Source organism: Rhodobacter capsulatus SB 1003 (genome assembly GCF_000021865.1).
GTDB lineage: Bacteria > Pseudomonadota > Alphaproteobacteria > Rhodobacterales > Rhodobacteraceae > Rhodobacter > Rhodobacter capsulatus_B.
Genome location: NC_014034.1, coordinates 1,718,211 through 1,732,930 on the forward strand (window position 1 = coordinate 1,718,211; position 14,720 = coordinate 1,732,930).

At 67.6% G+C, this 14,720-nt stretch carries 17 protein-coding genes; 1 reads left to right on the forward strand and 16 read right to left on the reverse strand.

Features of this window, described 5'->3' with window-relative positions; genetic code table 11:
* Positions 1-5: 5 nt before the first annotated feature.
* The 12 genes from RCAP_RS07860 to cobA form a co-directional block, all read right to left on the reverse strand.
* Complete coding sequence (locus RCAP_RS07860; RefSeq protein ID WP_013067310.1) at positions 6-1,082, reverse strand: GSCFA domain-containing protein; 1,077 nt, start codon at positions 1,080-1,082, stop codon at positions 6-8.
* Entirely contained in the window at positions 1,079-1,891 is an 813-nt protein-coding gene (locus tag RCAP_RS07865) for a hypothetical protein (RefSeq protein WP_013067311.1), read from the reverse strand. The genes RCAP_RS07860 and RCAP_RS07865 overlap by 4 nt, the downstream gene beginning before the upstream one ends.
* Positions 1,888-2,895: a GSCFA family protein gene (locus tag RCAP_RS07870; RefSeq protein ID WP_013067312.1), complete on the reverse strand. Its 1,008-nt coding sequence runs from the start codon at positions 2,893-2,895 to the stop codon at positions 1,888-1,890. Before RCAP_RS07870 ends, RCAP_RS07865 begins: the two co-directional genes overlap by 4 nt.
* Before the next feature lie 445 nt (positions 2,896-3,340).
* The gene (locus RCAP_RS07875; protein ID WP_013067313.1) at positions 3,341-3,928 is read right to left on the reverse strand and encodes a L,D-transpeptidase; all 588 of its coding nucleotides are present in this window, start codon (positions 3,926-3,928) and stop codon (positions 3,341-3,343) included.
* A 181-nt stretch (positions 3,929-4,109) separates the two neighbouring features.
* The gene (infC, locus tag RCAP_RS07880; RefSeq protein ID WP_444431523.1) at positions 4,110-4,697 is read right to left on the reverse strand and encodes a translation initiation factor IF-3; all 588 of its coding nucleotides are present in this window, start codon (positions 4,695-4,697) and stop codon (positions 4,110-4,112) included.
* An 86-nt stretch (positions 4,698-4,783) separates the two neighbouring features.
* Positions 4,784-5,860: a hypothetical protein gene (locus tag RCAP_RS19570; RefSeq protein WP_131725970.1), complete on the reverse strand. Its 1,077-nt coding sequence runs from the start codon at positions 5,858-5,860 to the stop codon at positions 4,784-4,786.
* Positions 5,861-5,962: 102 nt separating this feature from the next.
* The gene (locus RCAP_RS07890; protein WP_013067315.1) at positions 5,963-6,853 is read right to left on the reverse strand and encodes a ferredoxin--NADP reductase; all 891 of its coding nucleotides are present in this window, start codon (positions 6,851-6,853) and stop codon (positions 5,963-5,965) included.
* 78 nt (positions 6,854-6,931) lie between these two features.
* On the reverse strand, positions 6,932-7,318 hold the full coding sequence (locus tag RCAP_RS07895) for a DUF934 domain-containing protein (RefSeq protein WP_013067316.1): 387 nt from the start codon (positions 7,316-7,318) through the stop codon (positions 6,932-6,934).
* The gene (locus RCAP_RS07900; RefSeq protein ID WP_013067317.1) at positions 7,315-8,079 is read right to left on the reverse strand and encodes a phosphoadenylyl-sulfate reductase; all 765 of its coding nucleotides are present in this window, start codon (positions 8,077-8,079) and stop codon (positions 7,315-7,317) included. Before RCAP_RS07900 ends, RCAP_RS07895 begins: the two co-directional genes overlap by 4 nt.
* Positions 8,069-9,730 (reverse strand): nitrite/sulfite reductase, encoded by a 1,662-nt coding sequence (locus RCAP_RS07905; protein WP_013067318.1) that lies wholly within the window; start codon positions 9,728-9,730, stop codon positions 8,069-8,071. Before RCAP_RS07905 ends, RCAP_RS07900 begins: the two co-directional genes overlap by 11 nt.
* Positions 9,723-10,037, reverse strand: coding sequence for a DUF2849 domain-containing protein (locus tag RCAP_RS07910; RefSeq protein ID WP_013067319.1), 315 nt, complete (start codon positions 10,035-10,037; stop codon positions 9,723-9,725). The genes RCAP_RS07905 and RCAP_RS07910 overlap by 8 nt, the downstream gene beginning before the upstream one ends.
* Positions 10,034-10,825: a uroporphyrinogen-III C-methyltransferase gene (cobA, locus tag RCAP_RS07915; protein WP_013067320.1), complete on the reverse strand. Its 792-nt coding sequence runs from the start codon at positions 10,823-10,825 to the stop codon at positions 10,034-10,036. The genes RCAP_RS07910 and cobA overlap by 4 nt, the downstream gene beginning before the upstream one ends.
* Before the next feature lie 129 nt (positions 10,826-10,954).
* Here cobA and RCAP_RS07920 point away from each other — a divergent pair, with 129 nt between their 5' ends.
* Positions 10,955-11,416 carry an Lrp/AsnC family transcriptional regulator gene (locus tag RCAP_RS07920; protein WP_013067321.1) on the forward strand — a complete coding sequence of 154 codons (462 nt, stop codon included), beginning with the start codon at positions 10,955-10,957 and terminating at the stop codon, positions 11,414-11,416.
* A 152-nt stretch (positions 11,417-11,568) separates the two neighbouring features.
* Here the strand turns inward: RCAP_RS07920 and tpiA are convergent, their stop codons facing one another.
* The 4 genes from tpiA to RCAP_RS07940 all read right to left on the reverse strand — a co-directional run bounded on the left by tpiA (position 11,569) and on the right by RCAP_RS07940 (position 14,366).
* Positions 11,569-12,312, reverse strand: coding sequence for a triose-phosphate isomerase (tpiA, locus tag RCAP_RS07925; protein ID WP_013067322.1), 744 nt, complete (start codon positions 12,310-12,312; stop codon positions 11,569-11,571).
* 69 nt (positions 12,313-12,381) lie between these two features.
* Positions 12,382-12,741, reverse strand: a complete 360-nt coding sequence (locus tag RCAP_RS07930) for a HesB/IscA family protein (protein WP_013067323.1) — start codon at positions 12,739-12,741, stop codon at positions 12,382-12,384.
* Between the two features lie 70 nt (positions 12,742-12,811).
* Positions 12,812-13,885, reverse strand: coding sequence for an alkene reductase (locus tag RCAP_RS07935; protein WP_013067324.1), 1,074 nt, complete (start codon positions 13,883-13,885; stop codon positions 12,812-12,814).
* Positions 13,886-14,000: 115 nt separating this feature from the next.
* Positions 14,001-14,366 (reverse strand): SUF system Fe-S cluster assembly protein, encoded by a 366-nt coding sequence (locus RCAP_RS07940; RefSeq protein ID WP_013067325.1) that lies wholly within the window; start codon positions 14,364-14,366, stop codon positions 14,001-14,003.
* Positions 14,367-14,720: the final 354 nt, after the last annotated feature.

Sequence of the window (14,720 nt, forward strand, 5' to 3'; positions counted from 1 at the left end):
GCCCTTCACTTGCCGCGCGCGGCCCGGCGGGCTTCGCGGGCGGCCTTGCGTTCCTGCCGGTCGGCGCGGCGGGCGGCGCGGTCTTCGGCGCTTTCCCCTGCGGGCAATTCCACGGCGGGCTCTGCCGCCGCCGCGCCCAGATGCGCGCGGGTAAAGACCGCCATCACCTGTGCCACCGCAGCTTCGCGCACCGAGCGCAGGTTCGGCTCGAACCAGCCCGCCCCGGCCCGGACCGACGTCACCAGCTCATAGGAGGGGAAATAATCCACCTCCGGGTGATCGTCCTGCATCTCGCCCGCCACCGCGCGCAGCACGGATTTCGACAGCACCGTAGCGGGCAGCACATGCGCCTGCGACGCCGTCGCGGTCAGCGGCACCGGCGAGACGGTCAACAGCACCCGCAGCGCCGGGTTGAGCGCCCGGAGCCGCGCCAGCGCCGCTTCCAGATCGGCCTTGACCTCGGAGACACGGAAATTCGCAAACGCGTGGATTTCGGGGTCGTAGCGGCCCGCGATCGTGCCGGGCGCGGTGGCATAGACCTGACCCGAGGGCTTGTGCAGCCAGGCCTCGGTCAGGCCCAGGGTGAAGATGAAGACATCGGCCTGCGTGAAGACTTCACGCACCTTTTCAAGGTGTTGCGCGCGGGCGGCCCGGACCGCTTCGGCGCTTTCAAACCCGCCCGGTTCGATGTTCGGGCGCAAAGCGTCGTAAAACCGGCCGTCCTTTTCCCAGATCGCGTCGAAATCGCGGGGGCTGCCCCAGGCTTCCTCGAGCAGCTGGCGCAGCTGGCGGGTGGTGTAAAGGTTGCCATACCGGGCCGAATACATGTCATAGCCGTGGCTTGGCCCGTCTTCGGCGGCGATGCCCGCGGGGCGCGGCTCGGCATCGAGCACGTTGAAGCCGTTCCTGCGCAGGGCCCGGCCGACATGCTGGGCAAAGCAGGACCCGGCGGTGACGATGCGGTCGCCTTTCGTCAGCTCCCAGCGCGGCCGGTAAAGATCGGGCGGCGGATAGGCGGCCTCGGCGAGGCCAGTGCGCCAGAAGGCGCGGGCGTCAATGCCTTGATAGGGCGAGCGGGTCATGCGGACACTCCTTTGCGGCAGTAGGCCGCGGCGAGGGCGGGCTGGAGCGCGTCCCAGCAGGCCAGCCCGAAATCGGCGTTCATATGCGAGGCATCGGTGCCGCCGCCTTCGCCGGAAATCAGCCGCGAGGCCTCCTTGTTATAGGCGCCGCGGGTGGTGATGCCATCGGCCACGGTCTGCGGCGGCTGGGCGATGAACTGCGCCTGCGGGGCCAGCGCCGCGCCGACCGCGGTTTCGAACATCTGCCCCAGCGCCGGGCCGTCGCCCGCGGTGATCGCCGCATCCCAGCCGTAATCCGAGGTGCCCTCGGGCGCCTGCCGGGCCCAGTCGGCCCAATGCGGTTCGGCCAGCGCCAGCACGGGCCTGTCCGTCGCCTCTGCGATCGTGCGGGCATGTTCCACCAGCTGCGTCGTGCCGTAGCGCTCGGTCAGAAACGCCGCGGCAAAGGCCGGATGCACCAGCGTCTTGCCCGCAGTGCCGGCAAGCCCGACCCAGGCGTGGCTTTTGTAAAACCGCAAGATCCGCTTGGAGGAGACGTTCAGCCCCACCAGCACGAAAGCGTCGAAGCGGGACAGCTCGATCCGGTCATAGCCGCCCGAAAGCTGGCGGAAATGGCTGGCGATCTTTGGCCGCGTCGGCACCAGCGCCGTGCCCTGCAGCGCCACATGGCGCATCCCGTCCGAGGGCGCGCCGAAGAAGACCGGCTCGACCGCCTCCCAGCCCGGGACATTGTCGGCGATCAGCCGGTCCCAGCCCAGTTTCAGCGCCGCAATATGGGAATTGCCGATCACGCACAGCCGCAGCGTCATTTCGAGAACGCCTCCAGCAATTCGTCTTCGCACATCACTTTCGCGGTCTTGCCCCGGGCCTCGGCCCTTGCCTTGCGCCGGGCCCGCCGCTCGGGGTCCTTTGCCCGGCGCTTGCGGTCGGTCGCGGCATCGGGGGTATCGGCGTCGGGGGCGGCGCCCGCGACCAGATCGAGCAGATCGGCGCCGCCGCAGAGCCGCACGACGAGCGAGGCCAGACGGTCGGGATCGGCGTCGTCGCCCGGGGCCAGCAGCCGCCCCACCAGCGCATCGAGCACCGGATCATGCCGCACCTGCGCCGTGCCGCGCGCCCAGTCGGCGGCACGGGCGGCCAGAAGCGCATGGCTCGCCCGGGTCTCGGCGCGCGCGCCGGGCGGGGCGGGCAGCACGATCAGGCAAAGCCGCAGCGCCGGGTTGAGCGCCTGCAGCCCCGCCCACAGCCGGGCAAAACCGGCGTCCAGATCCCGGGCGGTGGTGCGGGCCTCGGGCCAGTCGGGGGCAAGGAGGGCGGCGGGCGGGCGGGGAAAGACCTGCCCGCCATCCGGATCGGCCAGCAGCGCGGGCGTGCCAAGCGGCAGCACCAGCGTTTCGGCCTCCGCCAGCAGCCGCGCCAGCGCCCTCAGATGCGCCTGCCGATAGGCGGTGGCGGTGGCAAGATCGGGCAGGCCCGCCGGATCGACCTCGGGGCGGGCGGCATCGACCAGCGTGCCGTCGGGCTGCGGCCAGAACACCGGCTGCGCTTCGCCCCGCGCCGCCGCGATCAGCTGCGCGATCAGCCGCACATCGCCCAAAGCCCCGGCCCGCGCCGAGGCAAGCCCGTAGTGAAACTGCGCCAGAAGCGCCGCCGAGGCCTGTTTCGGCCCGGGTTCGGCATCGTCCAGCCGCGCGCCGCCGCGGCGCAGGGCCTGCGAAAAGGCCGGATCGCCGCCCAGAACCGTCAGCCGGACCGCGCCTTGCGGCACGGGCGGGGCGGGATCGGTGTCGGCCCTTGTCGTCTCGTCGCTCATTCTGTCCTGCCTTCCTTCCGGCGCAGATTAGGCGCCGCGCCCGCAGTTTGAAAGCCAATCATGGACATTTGAGGGCAGTCCGGAGGTTTGCCTGCGGGGTTTTGCCTGCGGGCGCGGCGTGCGGGGACGGCGTGCGGGGACGGGGGCTGCCGGGGCTGCCGCCAAAATGTCGCACCGGGCTCGGCGGGCGGGTTGACCTATGTCAAAGTGGATCGGGCCGTCCAGCCGCTAGAAGAGGCGCATCAGGTTCCCGATCTCCCTGAAACGGCGCAAGCCAGCGGAACCTGAAACAGAACCCGGACGTTCTCCCTCGTCGGGTTCCAAATAACGCGCTGCGGGCCTCCCTCCCGCAGCGCTTTATTTTTGGCCGGTCGCCTTGGGGATTTCGCCTCGGCTGCGCCGAGGCGACCCGCCGGGCTGCGCCCCCGGACCCCCCCCGAAGATCTCAGATCACCTTGACCTGCGTGCCGACCGGGCAGAGCGGATAAAGTTCCTCGACCTGGGCATTGAACAGTCCGATGCAGCCCGAAGAGCTTTTGCGGCCGATCTTGCGGGTGTCATGGGTGCCGTGGATGATATAGGCGGGCCAGTCGAGATACATCGCCCGGGTGCCCAGCGGATTGTCGGGGCCGGGCGGCATCGGGCGCAGGCTGGGATCGGCGGCGATCATCGAGGCGGTCGGCGTCCAGCTCGGGTTTTCGCGCTTGCGCACGATCTCGGTATAGCCGGTGCGGGTCAGCTCGGGGCTTTTCGGCACCGAGGTCGGGTAGATGCGATAATCCGCCCCCTCGGCCGCCCAGTAATGCAGCGCCTTCGAGACCGTGTCGGCGATCAGCGTCACCCGGTCGAGCCGGTCGAAATGCGCGCGCCAGTCGATCTGGCGGAAGCCCGAGATATTGGCGCGCGTCGGCGGCGCCACGATCGCGGGCTGGGCCGCCATCGGCACGTCTTGCGTATTCGCCCGCAGCAGCGAGGGCGCGAAAAGCGCGACGGTGCCCGAACCGAGCAGCAGACGACGGGTAAGACGGGGCATCCGGACCTCCTGAAACAGCGTATTGCGGATGCATCATTCGCGCTCCGCGCCGCGGGGTCCAGTCAACTCCTGTCACGAGGCAGTGACAGGATGGGCGGTGACAGGGGGAGCCGTGACAGCAGGGGGGACAGCAAAAGGCCCTCCGCAGGGAGGGCCCTTGTCGTGGCAGGGATCGCGGCGCTTATTTCGGCGCGATCATCATCACCATCTGGCGGCCTTCGAGCTTCGGCATCGATTCGACCTTGCCGGCATCGCCGACATCGCCCACGACCCGGTTCAGCAGCTCCATGCCAAGCTGCTGGTGCGCCATCTCGCGGCCGCGGAAGCGCAGCGTGACCTTGACCTTGTCGCCTTCCTCCAGGAATTTCATCACCGAGCGCATCTTGACCTCGTAGTCATGCGTGTCGGTGCCCGGACGGAACTTGATTTCCTTGATCTCGATGACCTTCTGCTTCTTGCGGGCCTCGGCCTCTTTCTTCTGCTGTTCGTATTTGAACTTGCCGAAGTCCATGATCTTGCAGACCGGCGGAACGGCGGTGGGCGAGATTTCCACGAGATCGAGCCCGGCCTCTTCGGCCATCTGCATCGCACGGGCGGGGGTGACCACGCCGACGTTTTCCCCATCCGCCCCGATCAGGCGGATTTCAGGCGCGCGGATGCGGTCGTTGATCCGGGGGCCGGTCTCGCGTTGCGGCGGGGCATTGTGCGGTCTGCGGGCTATGGCTGTGATCCTTTTGTGGTGCGCGGTTGGCGCGCAAAATAGGGGCAGGGGCCTTGTCTTTCAACCGGATTCCGCAGCCGGTTCGGCGGGAATCGGCTTGTGCTTCGAAAAAGGCGGCAATGCGACACGTTTCCTTATTCCCAAGTGCAGGCGATAGTTGGAATTGTTGATCGTTCCCATGAGAATCCCAACATGAAAAGGGGGGAAGAATGACCGAAGTGAAATGGAAAGACCTGCCGCAAAATGCCAAGGCGACGCTTGGCATCATCGGCGGGGGGATCCTGCTGGCTCTGATCCTTGGCTTGATGTCGCCGGGTCGCACCGTGGTCACCGTGCCCGTTGATGAACTGCCGCCGGGTGTCCCGGCAACCCCGGCCGCCGCCGCCGCCGCTCCGGCTGCGGAAGCTGCCCCGGCCGCTGAGGCCCCGGCTGTCGAAGCTCCGGCCGCCGAGGCCCCGGCTGCGGAAGCTGCCCCGGCCGCTGAAGCCCCGGCTGCGGAAGCCGCTCCGGCTGTCGAAGCCCCGGCCGCTGAAGCTGCCCCGGCTGCGGAAGCTGCCCCGGCTGCGGAAGCTGCCCCGGCTGCGGAAGCTCCGGCCGCTGAAGCCCCGGCTGCGGAAGCTGCTCCGGCTGTCGAAGCTCCGGCCGCTGAAGCCCCGGCTGCGGAAGCTGCCCCGGCTGTCGAAGCTCCGGCCGCTGAAGCCCCGGCTGCGGAAGCTGCCCCGGCTGTCGAAGCTCCGGCCGCTGAAGCCCCGGCTGCGGAAGCTGCTCCGGCTGTCGAAGCTCCGGCCGCTGAAGCCCCGGCTGCGGAAGCTGCCCCGGCTGTCGAAGCTCCGGCCGCTGAAGCCCCGGCTGCGGAAGCTGCTCCGGCTGTCGAAGCTCCGGCCGCTGAAGCCCCGGCTGCGGAAGCCGCTCCGGCTGTCGAAGCTCCGGCCGCTGAAGCCCCGGCTGCGGAAGCCGCTCCGGCTGTCGAAGCTCCGGCCGCTGAAGCCCCGGCTGCGGAAGCTGCTCCGGCTGTCGAAGCTCCGGCCGCTGAAGCCCCGGCTGCGGAAGCTGCTCCGGCTGTCGAAGCTGCTCCGGTTGATCCGGTTGCCGCCGCGCTGGCCGCTGCCGAAGCTGCGAAACTCGCCGCCGAAGCCGCGACCGCTGCCGCCGCCGCTGCCGAAGCTGCCGCCGCTGCCGCTGCCGCGAAATAAGCGCCGCAGGCCTGACATCGACAAACGCCGCCCTTCGGGGCGGCGTTTTCTTTTGGTCCTCCGCCGCGCCAAAGAAAAAGGCCGCCCCGAAGGACGGCCCGTTTCGAAATGCCGGAAGGCTCAGATGCCTTCGCCGACGAAGGCCTTTTCCACCACGAATTCGCGCGGCTCGGAATTGGCGCCCTCGCGCAGGCCGTAGCTTTCCAGAACCTTCATCACATCGACGTTGAAGGCAAGCGAGCCGCAGACCATCGCCCGGTCGGTTTCCGGGTTCATCGGCGTGATCCCCAGATCCTCGAACACCTTGCCCGAGGCGAGGTTGTCGGTGATCCGGCCCATGTGATGGAACTCTTCGCGCGTGGTGGTCGGGTAGTATTTCAGCTTGCCCTCGACCAGCTCGCCGATCAGCGGGTCCTCTTGCAGCGCCTCGACCAGCTGGCGGCCGTATTCCAGCTCGGCCACCGTGCGGCAGGTGTGCATCATGATGACTTCGTCGAATTTCTCATAGGCCTCGGGCTCGCGCATCAGCGAGGCGAAAGGCGCAATCCCGGTGCCGGTGGCCAGGAACCACAGCCGTTTGCCGGGCAGAAGCGCGTCGATCACCAGCGTGCCGACGGGTTTCGGGCGCAAGATGATCTGCTCGCCCACCTTGATGTGCTGCAGACGCGAGGTCAGCGGGCCATCGGGCACCTTGATCGAGTAGAATTCGAGCTCTTCGTCCCAGGCGGGCGAGGCGATCGAATAGGCGCGCATGATCGGCTTGCCGTTGTCATCCAGCAGCCCGATCATCACGAATTCGCCCGAGCGGAAGCGCAGCGTCTGCGGACGCGTGACGCGGAACGAAAACAGCGTGTCGGTCCAGTGCCGGACAGAGGTCACCGTCTGCGCATCGGGCAGGACTTTCGCGGGGGCAATCGGCGTGGTCTCGTTCACGGTCGTCTCGTCTTTGAGGCCCGAAGGGGCGATGAAGAAGCGCCGCACCGGCGCATGCGAAGGCGCGGCAGGAAACATGCGCCGCAATTACCACAAAAGGCGGCGGCGTGCCATGACTATGGGCAGATGCCGCCTGCGACCTTTCGCGTCAAGCGATCACGCTGTCGCAACCGAGCCGAACAGCCGCGCGCGATAGTCATGCGCCTGCCAGTCGGCGCGGGCGAGCCACTGCGCCTCGCCCTGCCGGGCGGCCAGATCTTCGGGGATCTCCACCTCGTCAAAGCCGGACCGCCGCGCCATGCCGTATTGATCGGCGATGATCGGCCCGCTGGCGCGCAGCCGCCCCGTATAGCCCGCGTCGCGGATCAGCCGGCCAAGGGTGAAGCCGCGCCCGTCCGAAAAGCTGGGGAAAAGCACCTTGACGAGCTCTGCCCCCGCGATCAACCCGGCCAGCGCCTCGGGGGCGGTGGTGGGGGGAACCTCGACGGCCACCCCGGTGAAATCCTCGGGCGCAAAGCCCGTATCGCGCACGATCACGCTCATGCCACCTTGTCCTTGTCGCTGCCTTCGGTTGCGTCCTCGGCCGGTTTGACCCGCACCATCTTGCCGCCGATGAAATGGATGCCGCATTCGGTCTTTTGCGAGCCGCGCCAACGGCCTGCGCGCGGATCTTCGCCCGGTTTCACCGGCGAGGTGCAGGGCGCGCAACCGATCGAGGGATAGCCCTTGGCCACCAGCGGATGCCGGGGCAGGCGGTTTTGCACCATGTATTCTTCCAGATCCTCGCGCCCCCAATGCGCCAGCGGATTGATCTTCATCCGGTTGGGGGTTTCGACTTCAAAGAAATCGATCTCGGCCCGGGTCGCGCCCTGATAACGCTTGCGCCCGGTGATCCAGGCGTCAAAACCCGCAAGCGCGGTTTCCAGCGGCACGGTCTTGCGCAGATTGCAGCAGGCATCGGTGTTGAACTGATAAAGCGTGCCGTCGGGGTCATCCAGCGCCAGCGCGGCCTTGGTCGCGCGGATGGTGCGAATCTCCGACAGGCCCAGTTTCGAGGCGACCTCCTGCTGATAGGCGAGCGTTTCCGGAAACAGCATCATCGTGTCGACGAAAAGCACCGGCGTCGCCGGGGCGATCAAGGAGACCATGTGCAAAAGCACGACCGATTCCGCGCCGAACGAGCTGACCATCGCCACCCGCCCGGTGTCGGGATCGGCCAGCGCCTTTTCCATCACCGAAATGGCGGCGTGATGCCGGTAGCGCTCGTTCAGCCCCGCAACGCGGGGGCCGATGTCAGGCAGCATCTTGGGCCTCGTCATAAAGCGCGGCGCGGAAGGGCTCGCGGCCAAGCCGGTGCAGCGCGGCAAGGAAGGTTTCGCCCTCCGAAAGCCGAAGCGTCAGATAGGCACGCACCAGCCGCTCGATCGCCGGGACAACCGCGTCATAGGCAAAGCCCGGCCCCATCTTTTCGCCGATCGCGGCTTCGGGGCCCTCGGCACCGCCAAGGGTGATCTGGTAATTCTCGGCCCCGGCGCGATCAAGCCCAAGGATGCCGATGGCGCCCAGATGGTGATGACCGCAGGCATTGATGCAGCCAGAGATTTTCAGAGGCAGCGGCCCGATGGTTTCGACCAGCCCCAGCGTCTCGAAATGCTGCGCGATCTCTTGCGCGAGCGGGATCGAGCGGGCGGTGGCCAGCGCGCAGTAATCCATCCCCGGGCAGGCGATCATGTCGGAAATCAGCCCGACATTCGCCGCCGCCAGCCCGACCTTGCGCAGCGCGGCATGAAGGGCGGGCAGATCGGCGCGCGCGACATGGGGCAGAACGATGTTCTGCATGTGGGAAATCCGCAGCTCGCCGTAGCCATGCAGATCGGCCAGATCGGCAACGGCCCGCATCTGCGCCGCCGAGACATCGCCCGGTTCCTCGCCCGGGGTCTTGACCGAGATCGTCACCACCGCATGATCGGGGCGCTTGTGATCGGTGACCGAGTGCTTGACCCAGGCCGCGAAAGCCGGGTCGGTGACCTGCGCCGCGGCAAAGGGGGCGGGGTCTTTCGCGACCAGATCGGGCAGGGCGAAATGCGGGGTGATTTCCGCCAGAAGCGCCTGATCGGCGCCGGTGAATTGCGGGCGGATACGCTCGAATTCCTGCTCTACCAGATCGCGGAAGGGCTCGATCCCGGTCTCGAAGACGGTGATCTTGATCCGCGCCTTGTATTTGTTGTCGCGCCGCCCGATCAGGTTGTAGGCGGCCAGGATCGCCTCCAGATAGGGCAGCAGATCGGCTTTCGGAAGGAAATCGCGCAGCTCGGGCGCCAGCATCGGCGTGCGCCCCAGCCCGCCGCCCACCAGCACGCGAAAGCCGGTTTCGCCCCCGCGCTGGATCAGTTGCAGCCCGACATCATGGGCGCGGATCGCGGCGCGGTCCTCCGGGCTGCCGGTGATCGCGATCTTGAACTTGCGCGGCAGGAACTGGAATTCGGCATGATCCGAGGACCATTGCCGGATCAGCTCCGCATAGGGGCGGGGGTCTTCGATTTCATCCGCGGCGGCCCCGGCAAAGGCGTCGGTCGTGACGTTGCGGATGCAATTGCCCGAGGTCTGGATCGCATGCAGCCCGTCATCGGCGAGCCGCTCCAGAATGTCGGGCGTGTCGGTCAGCTTGATCCAGTTGAACTGGATGTTCTGGCGGGTGGTGAAATGGCCATAGCCGCGGTCGAACCGGTCGGCCACATCGGCGAGCGCCCGCATCTGGTTCGACGAGAGCGTGCCATAGGGGATGGCGACGCGCAGCATGTAGGCATGCAGCTGCAGATAAAGCCCGTTCATCAGCCGCAGCGGGCGGAATTCCTCCTCGGTCAGGCTGCCGTCCAGCCGTCGCGCCACCTGATCGCGAAACTGCGCCACGCGGTTGCGCACGAAGGCTTCGTCGAAGTCGGAATATTCATACATGTGCGGCGTCCTTGGCGGCGGCTTCTTTCGTCGGGCGGATCGAGGGGCCTTTGGCGCGGAACTGCTCGCGCAGCGCCACCGGCACCGGGCCCTGCGGTCCTTGCGTCACATCCACCAGATAGACGCCCACCGCAACCGTCGTGTGACCCATCGCGGAAAGCAGGCGCAGCTGCGCCTCGGCCTCGTCGGTCAGCACTTCGGCTTCTGCAATGTCACGCACCCAGGTCTCGGCGGCCGAGAAATAGACGACGTGACCGGCGCGCAGATCATTGGCGCTGACGACTTTCGGAACGAAGGAACGACTCATATCACGGCCTCGAGCGATTGGGCGGCGGCCGCGCGCGGGGCGAGACCGAACAGGATGACGGCGGGACCTTCCAGACGCGCGGCGGCGGCGGGCAGATCGGCCAGGGTGGTGGCGATCACGCGCTCCTCGGCGCGGGAAACATTTTCTACGAGCGTGACCGGCGTCGTGGCAAGGGCGCCGTGCATCATCAACCGCCCTTGCAGGAACCTTGCGGCCTTCTTGCCCATGTAGATCGCGGCAACGGCGCCCGGACGGGCAAGGCCCGCCCAATCCGCCTCGGCGAAACCGGCGACGTCATGGCCGGTGATCAGGCGCAGCTCGCGGTTGCGGCCGCGCTCGGTCAGGCTTTGCCCAAGGCCTGCCGCGGCGGCCGAGGCGGCGGTGATCCCGGGCAGGACGGTGAAGCCGATCCCGGCAGCTTCAAGCGCGTCCAGTTCCTCGCCCAGACGGCCGAAGACGCCCGGATCGCCGGATTTCAGCCGCAGCACATTGCGCCCGGCCTGCGCAAAGCCCAGCATCAGCGCGATGATCTCCTCCTGCGGCATATGGGCGCCAAAGCCGGTCTTGCCGGTCTCGATCACCTCCGCCTGCGGTCCGGCCAGCGCCAGCACCTCGGCCGAGACCAGCCGGTCATGCAAGATCACATCGGCCGCAGCCAGCGCCCGCGCCACCGCCAGCGTCAGATGATCCGCACAGCCCGGACCGGCCCCTGCCAGGGTGACATGGCCAGTGCGATGGTCCGTGCGGCGGGGGGCTTGGGTCTCGGAGGTGCGAAGGATCTGGGTCATGGTGGTCTCCTTTCGCGCAATATAGGAAATTTTTCCCCGTGAGCGCCATGCCCCCTTGCGAATAAGGAACTTCGTTTTCTATCCTGGCTCCGACAGAGGATATTTCCTGCAAAACGGGGGAAAAGGCGAATGGCGGTCCGGTTGGACGAGATGGATCGGAAGATCCTGTTTCAGATGCAGGAAGACGCGAGCCAGTCGCTCGACGAGATCGCGCGCAAGGTGGGCTCGTCGAAGACCCCGGTGTGGAACCGGATCCGCAAGATGAAGGATCTGGGCGTGATCGGGCGGCAGACGGTGCTGCTCGACGCCGAGGCGCTGGGGCTGGAGGCCTGTTTCTTCGTGCTGATCCGGACCTCGGAACACGAAGCCGACTGGCAGCGCCGGTTTCTGGCGACGCTGCGCGCGCGCCCCGAGGTGCTGGAAGCGCATCGGCTGGCGGGCGATATCGACTATATCCTGAAGGTGCGGGTGAAGAACGCGCGCGCCTATGATCTGTTTTATCAGGCGCTGATCTCCGAGGTGAAGATCTACAACGTCACAGCACTTCTGAGCATGGAAGAGATCAAGTCGACGACGATTCTGCCGGTGTGACCCGGTCGGGCCGGGCAGGGGGGCGCTGCCCCCTCTGGCCTCGCGGCCATTCACCCCCCGGGATATTTGGAGCAAGATGAAAAACAACCGGAGCTGATTTCATCTTGCTCCAAATATCCCGGGGGTCTGGGGGCAGCGCCCCCAGCCTCGCCTCAGGCCGCGTCGAGCGCGCTCAGGATCGCGCCGAAATCGGCGGCCTTGAGCGAAGCGCCGCCCACCAGCGCGCCATCGACATTCGAGGTGGCAAAGATCTCGGTCGCGTTCGAGGGTTTCACCGAGCCGCCGTAAAGAAGCCGCATGCCTTCGCCCTCGGCGCCGAAGCGCGCGACCAGTTCCGCGCGCAGGAAATCATGCACTTCGGCGATCTGTTCCAGCGTCGGCGTGCGGCCGGTGCCGATCGCCCAGACGGGTTCGTAGGCGATGACAGTATTCGCCGCGGTGGCGCCGTCCGGAACCGAGCCCGCCAGCTGCGCGCCGACCAGTGCCAGCGTCTCGCCCGCATCGCGCTGCGCTTCGGTCTCGCCAACGCAGATCACCGCGACCAGACCCGCGGCGCGGGCAGCGGTGGCCTTGGCGCAAACCATCTCCGAGCTTTCGCCATGATCGGCGCGGCGTTCGGAATGGCCGAGGATCACATGGGAGGCGCCGCAATCGGCCAGCATTTCGGCCGCGATGTCACCGGTATGCGCGCCCGCGGCCTTCATGTGGCAATCCTGCCCGCCGACCGCGATCCTGCCCGCCGCCGTCGCCACCATCGCCGCGACCAGCGTCGCGGGCGGGCACAGCAGAACTTCGGATTTCGGATCGGGATGCGCCGCGATCAGCGCCGCCACTTCGGCCAAGCTTGCCTTGGTGCCGTTCATCTTCCAGTTGCCCGCGGCCAATTTTCTGCGCATTCCTGCCTCCTTGCCAAAGTCGGGCGCAGATTAGGCAGGCGCGCGGCCCGTGCAAGCAAGAAATGGGCCTCAGCCCGCGGGCGCGTCGCGGAACTTCACCGATTCGCCGCAGCCGCAGCTTTCGACCACATTCGGGTTGCGGAACTTGAAGCCCGATTCGAGCATCGTTTCCTCGTAGTCGATTTCGGTGCCCAGCAGGAACATCTGGGCCAGCGGCGCGATCAGCACGCGGGCCGGGCCTTCCTCGACGACGATATCCATCGGATCGGCCTCGGAGGCGATTTCCATCGTGTATTCCATGCCCGCACAGCCGCCCTTCTTGACGCCGATGCGGAACCCGGCGGCGCCTTCGCGCGCCATCAGCTCGGCGATCTGGGCGACGGCCGCGGGGGTCAGGGTGACGGGGGGCTTGCCGGGGAGTGCGAACATGGGGGGCTCCTTTCGCCTCAAGATAGGCGTGCGGGGGCGGTCCGGCAAGCGGCCGGGCCGCCCGGAGAGATCAGGGCAGGGCGGGATAGTCGGTGTAGCCCTCGGCGCCGCCGCCATACATCTGCGCCAGCCGCAGCGGGTTCCATTCGGCGTTCCGTTCCAGCCGCGCCACCAGATCGGGGTTGGCGATGAAGGGCTTGCCAAAGGCCACCGCGTCGGCCGTGCCCGTTGTCACCGCGGCCAGCGCGCTGTCACGATCGTAGCCGTTATTGGCGACATAGGGCGCGCGGATCGCCTCGCGCAGCGCTTCCAGCTCGCCCGCGGGCCAGTCGCGCGGGCCACCGGTCTGACCCTCGACCATATGGACAAAGGCCAGCGGCCGGTCGTTCAGCGCGGCGATGGCGGCGCCGAAGAGCGCGGGCGTGTCGCTGTCGAGGCCGATATTGTTGGCGTTCGAGAAGGGCGAGAGCCGCACGCCGACCCGCCCCGGGCCCCAGACCGCGACGCAGGCATCGACGGCGCCCAAAAGGAAGCGGATGCGGTTTTCGACCGGGCCGCCCCAGCCGTCGCTGCGCTTGTTCGACGTGTCACGCAGGAACTGGTCGATCAGATAGCCGTTCGCGCCATGCACCTCGACCCCGTCGAAGCCCGCCTGTTTCGCCAGCTGCGCCGCATGGCCGTAATCGAGGAAGGTGCGTTCGATGTCTTCCTCGGTCATCTCGCGCGGCATGCCCGTTTCGACGAAGCCCTTGCCGTCAAAGGTTTTCGAAGCCGCCGACAGCGCCGAGGGGGCGACCGGCGTCAGCCCCTCGATGATCGTCTCATGCGAGACGCGCCCGACATGCCAAAGCTGGATCACGATCTTGCCGCCTTCGGCATGCACCGCGTCGGTGACCCGGGCCCAGGCCGCCGCCTGCGCCTCGCTGTGGATGCCCGGCGTCCAGGCATAGCCCTGCCCGACAGGCGAGATCTGCGCGCCCTCGGTGACGATCAGCCCGGCGGTCGCGCGCTGGCGGTAATATTCCACCGTCAGATCGGTGGGCATCCGGTCGGGGGCGCGGTTGCGGGTGAGCGGCGCCATCACGACGCGGTTGGCGATGGAAATTTCCCCGAGATGGCCGGGGGAAAACAGGGTGTCGGTCATCTGACCCTCCGTTCAAGAAGACCCCCACCGTAAAGGATCGGCGCAAGGGGACAAGGGCGCTGCCGCACAGGGGGGCCGTCCGCTCCGCACAGCCCGGCGTGCCGCCCCCGCAAGCTCACATGAAGCCGAGTTCGAGCCGGGCCTCGTCCGACATCATGTCCATGCCCCAGGCCGGGTCGAAGGTCATCTCGATCTCGCAGCGCTGCACGCCTTCGACCGCCTCGACTGCGTCTTGCAGCCATTGCGGCATCTCGCCCGCCACCGGGCAGCCCGGGGCGGTCAGCGTCATGGTGATGGCGACGACGCCGTCCTCGCCGATCCGGATCGTGTAGATCAGACCCAGATCGAAGATGTTGACCGGAATTTCCGGGTCGAAGACGGTGCGGCAGGCCTCGACCACCGAGGCGTAAAGCGGGTGCTCGATATCGGACGGGGCAATCAGAGGGGCCCCTTCGGGGAGCGCGTGTTCGGTGCTGGTCATGACTCTCTCGGGCTATTTCCTAGAGTTTATATAGGGTATCGGGGGGAGAGGTAAAGGCCGTCGGTGCGGGGCGGAAAGCCGCGTGCCAAGCAGGGTTTCGCCGCGGCGGGGCCGCGGCGACCGGGCGGGCGGGGCCCCCGCACCCCCGGCGTATTTGCGCCAAGAAGAAACAAGCGGGACCAGGCCCCCCTGCAGCCGCATGCCGTCCGCGTCAACAGGCAAGGGCCCCGCTTTTCCTAGGCAAAATACGCCCTTCTTTCTTTTCGGGGGGGCGGGGGGTGAAGCCCCCCGTCCGCCTCGGGCTTGCCCGAGGCGAAAGCTTCCCCCCGTGAAAACCTTGCCTGCGCGCGTCGC

Coding starts and splice junctions, on each gene's coding strand:
- RCAP_RS07865 (WP_013067311.1), bottom strand. CDS start 1,891: ATGACGCTGCGGCTGTGCGTGATCGGCAATTCCCATATTGCGGCGCTG.
- RCAP_RS07935 (WP_013067324.1), bottom strand. CDS start 13,885: ATGACCGACACCCTGTTTTCCCCCGGCCATCTCGGGGAAATTTCCATC.
- RCAP_RS07870 (WP_013067312.1), bottom strand. CDS start 2,895: ATGAGCGACGAGACGACAAGGGCCGACACCGATCCCGCCCCGCCCGTG.
- RCAP_RS07895 (WP_013067316.1), bottom strand. CDS start 7,318: ATGAGCGTGATCGTGCGCGATACGGGCTTTGCGCCCGAGGATTTCACC.
- RCAP_RS07920 (WP_013067321.1), top strand. CDS start 10,955: ATGGCGGTCCGGTTGGACGAGATGGATCGGAAGATCCTGTTTCAGATG.
- RCAP_RS07930 (WP_013067323.1), bottom strand. CDS start 12,741: ATGTTCGCACTCCCCGGCAAGCCCCCCGTCACCCTGACCCCCGCGGCC.
- RCAP_RS07900 (WP_013067317.1), bottom strand. CDS start 8,079: ATGCTGCCTGACATCGGCCCCCGCGTTGCGGGGCTGAACGAGCGCTAC.
- RCAP_RS07905 (WP_013067318.1), bottom strand. CDS start 9,730: ATGTATGAATATTCCGACTTCGACGAAGCCTTCGTGCGCAACCGCGTG.
- RCAP_RS07910 (WP_013067319.1), bottom strand. CDS start 10,037: ATGAGTCGTTCCTTCGTTCCGAAAGTCGTCAGCGCCAATGATCTGCGC.
- RCAP_RS07860 (WP_013067310.1), bottom strand. CDS start 1,082: ATGACCCGCTCGCCCTATCAAGGCATTGACGCCCGCGCCTTCTGGCGC.
- RCAP_RS07940 (WP_013067325.1), bottom strand. CDS start 14,366: ATGACCAGCACCGAACACGCGCTCCCCGAAGGGGCCCCTCTGATTGCC.
- cobA (WP_013067320.1), bottom strand. CDS start 10,825: ATGACCCAGATCCTTCGCACCTCCGAGACCCAAGCCCCCCGCCGCACG.
- RCAP_RS07890 (WP_013067315.1), bottom strand. CDS start 6,853: ATGTTTCCTGCCGCGCCTTCGCATGCGCCGGTGCGGCGCTTCTTCATC.
- RCAP_RS19570 (WP_131725970.1), bottom strand. CDS start 5,860: ATGTCAGGCCTGCGGCGCTTATTTCGCGGCAGCGGCAGCGGCGGCAGC.
- tpiA (WP_013067322.1), bottom strand. CDS start 12,312: ATGCGCAGAAAATTGGCCGCGGGCAACTGGAAGATGAACGGCACCAAG.
- RCAP_RS07875 (WP_013067313.1), bottom strand. CDS start 3,928: ATGCCCCGTCTTACCCGTCGTCTGCTGCTCGGTTCGGGCACCGTCGCG.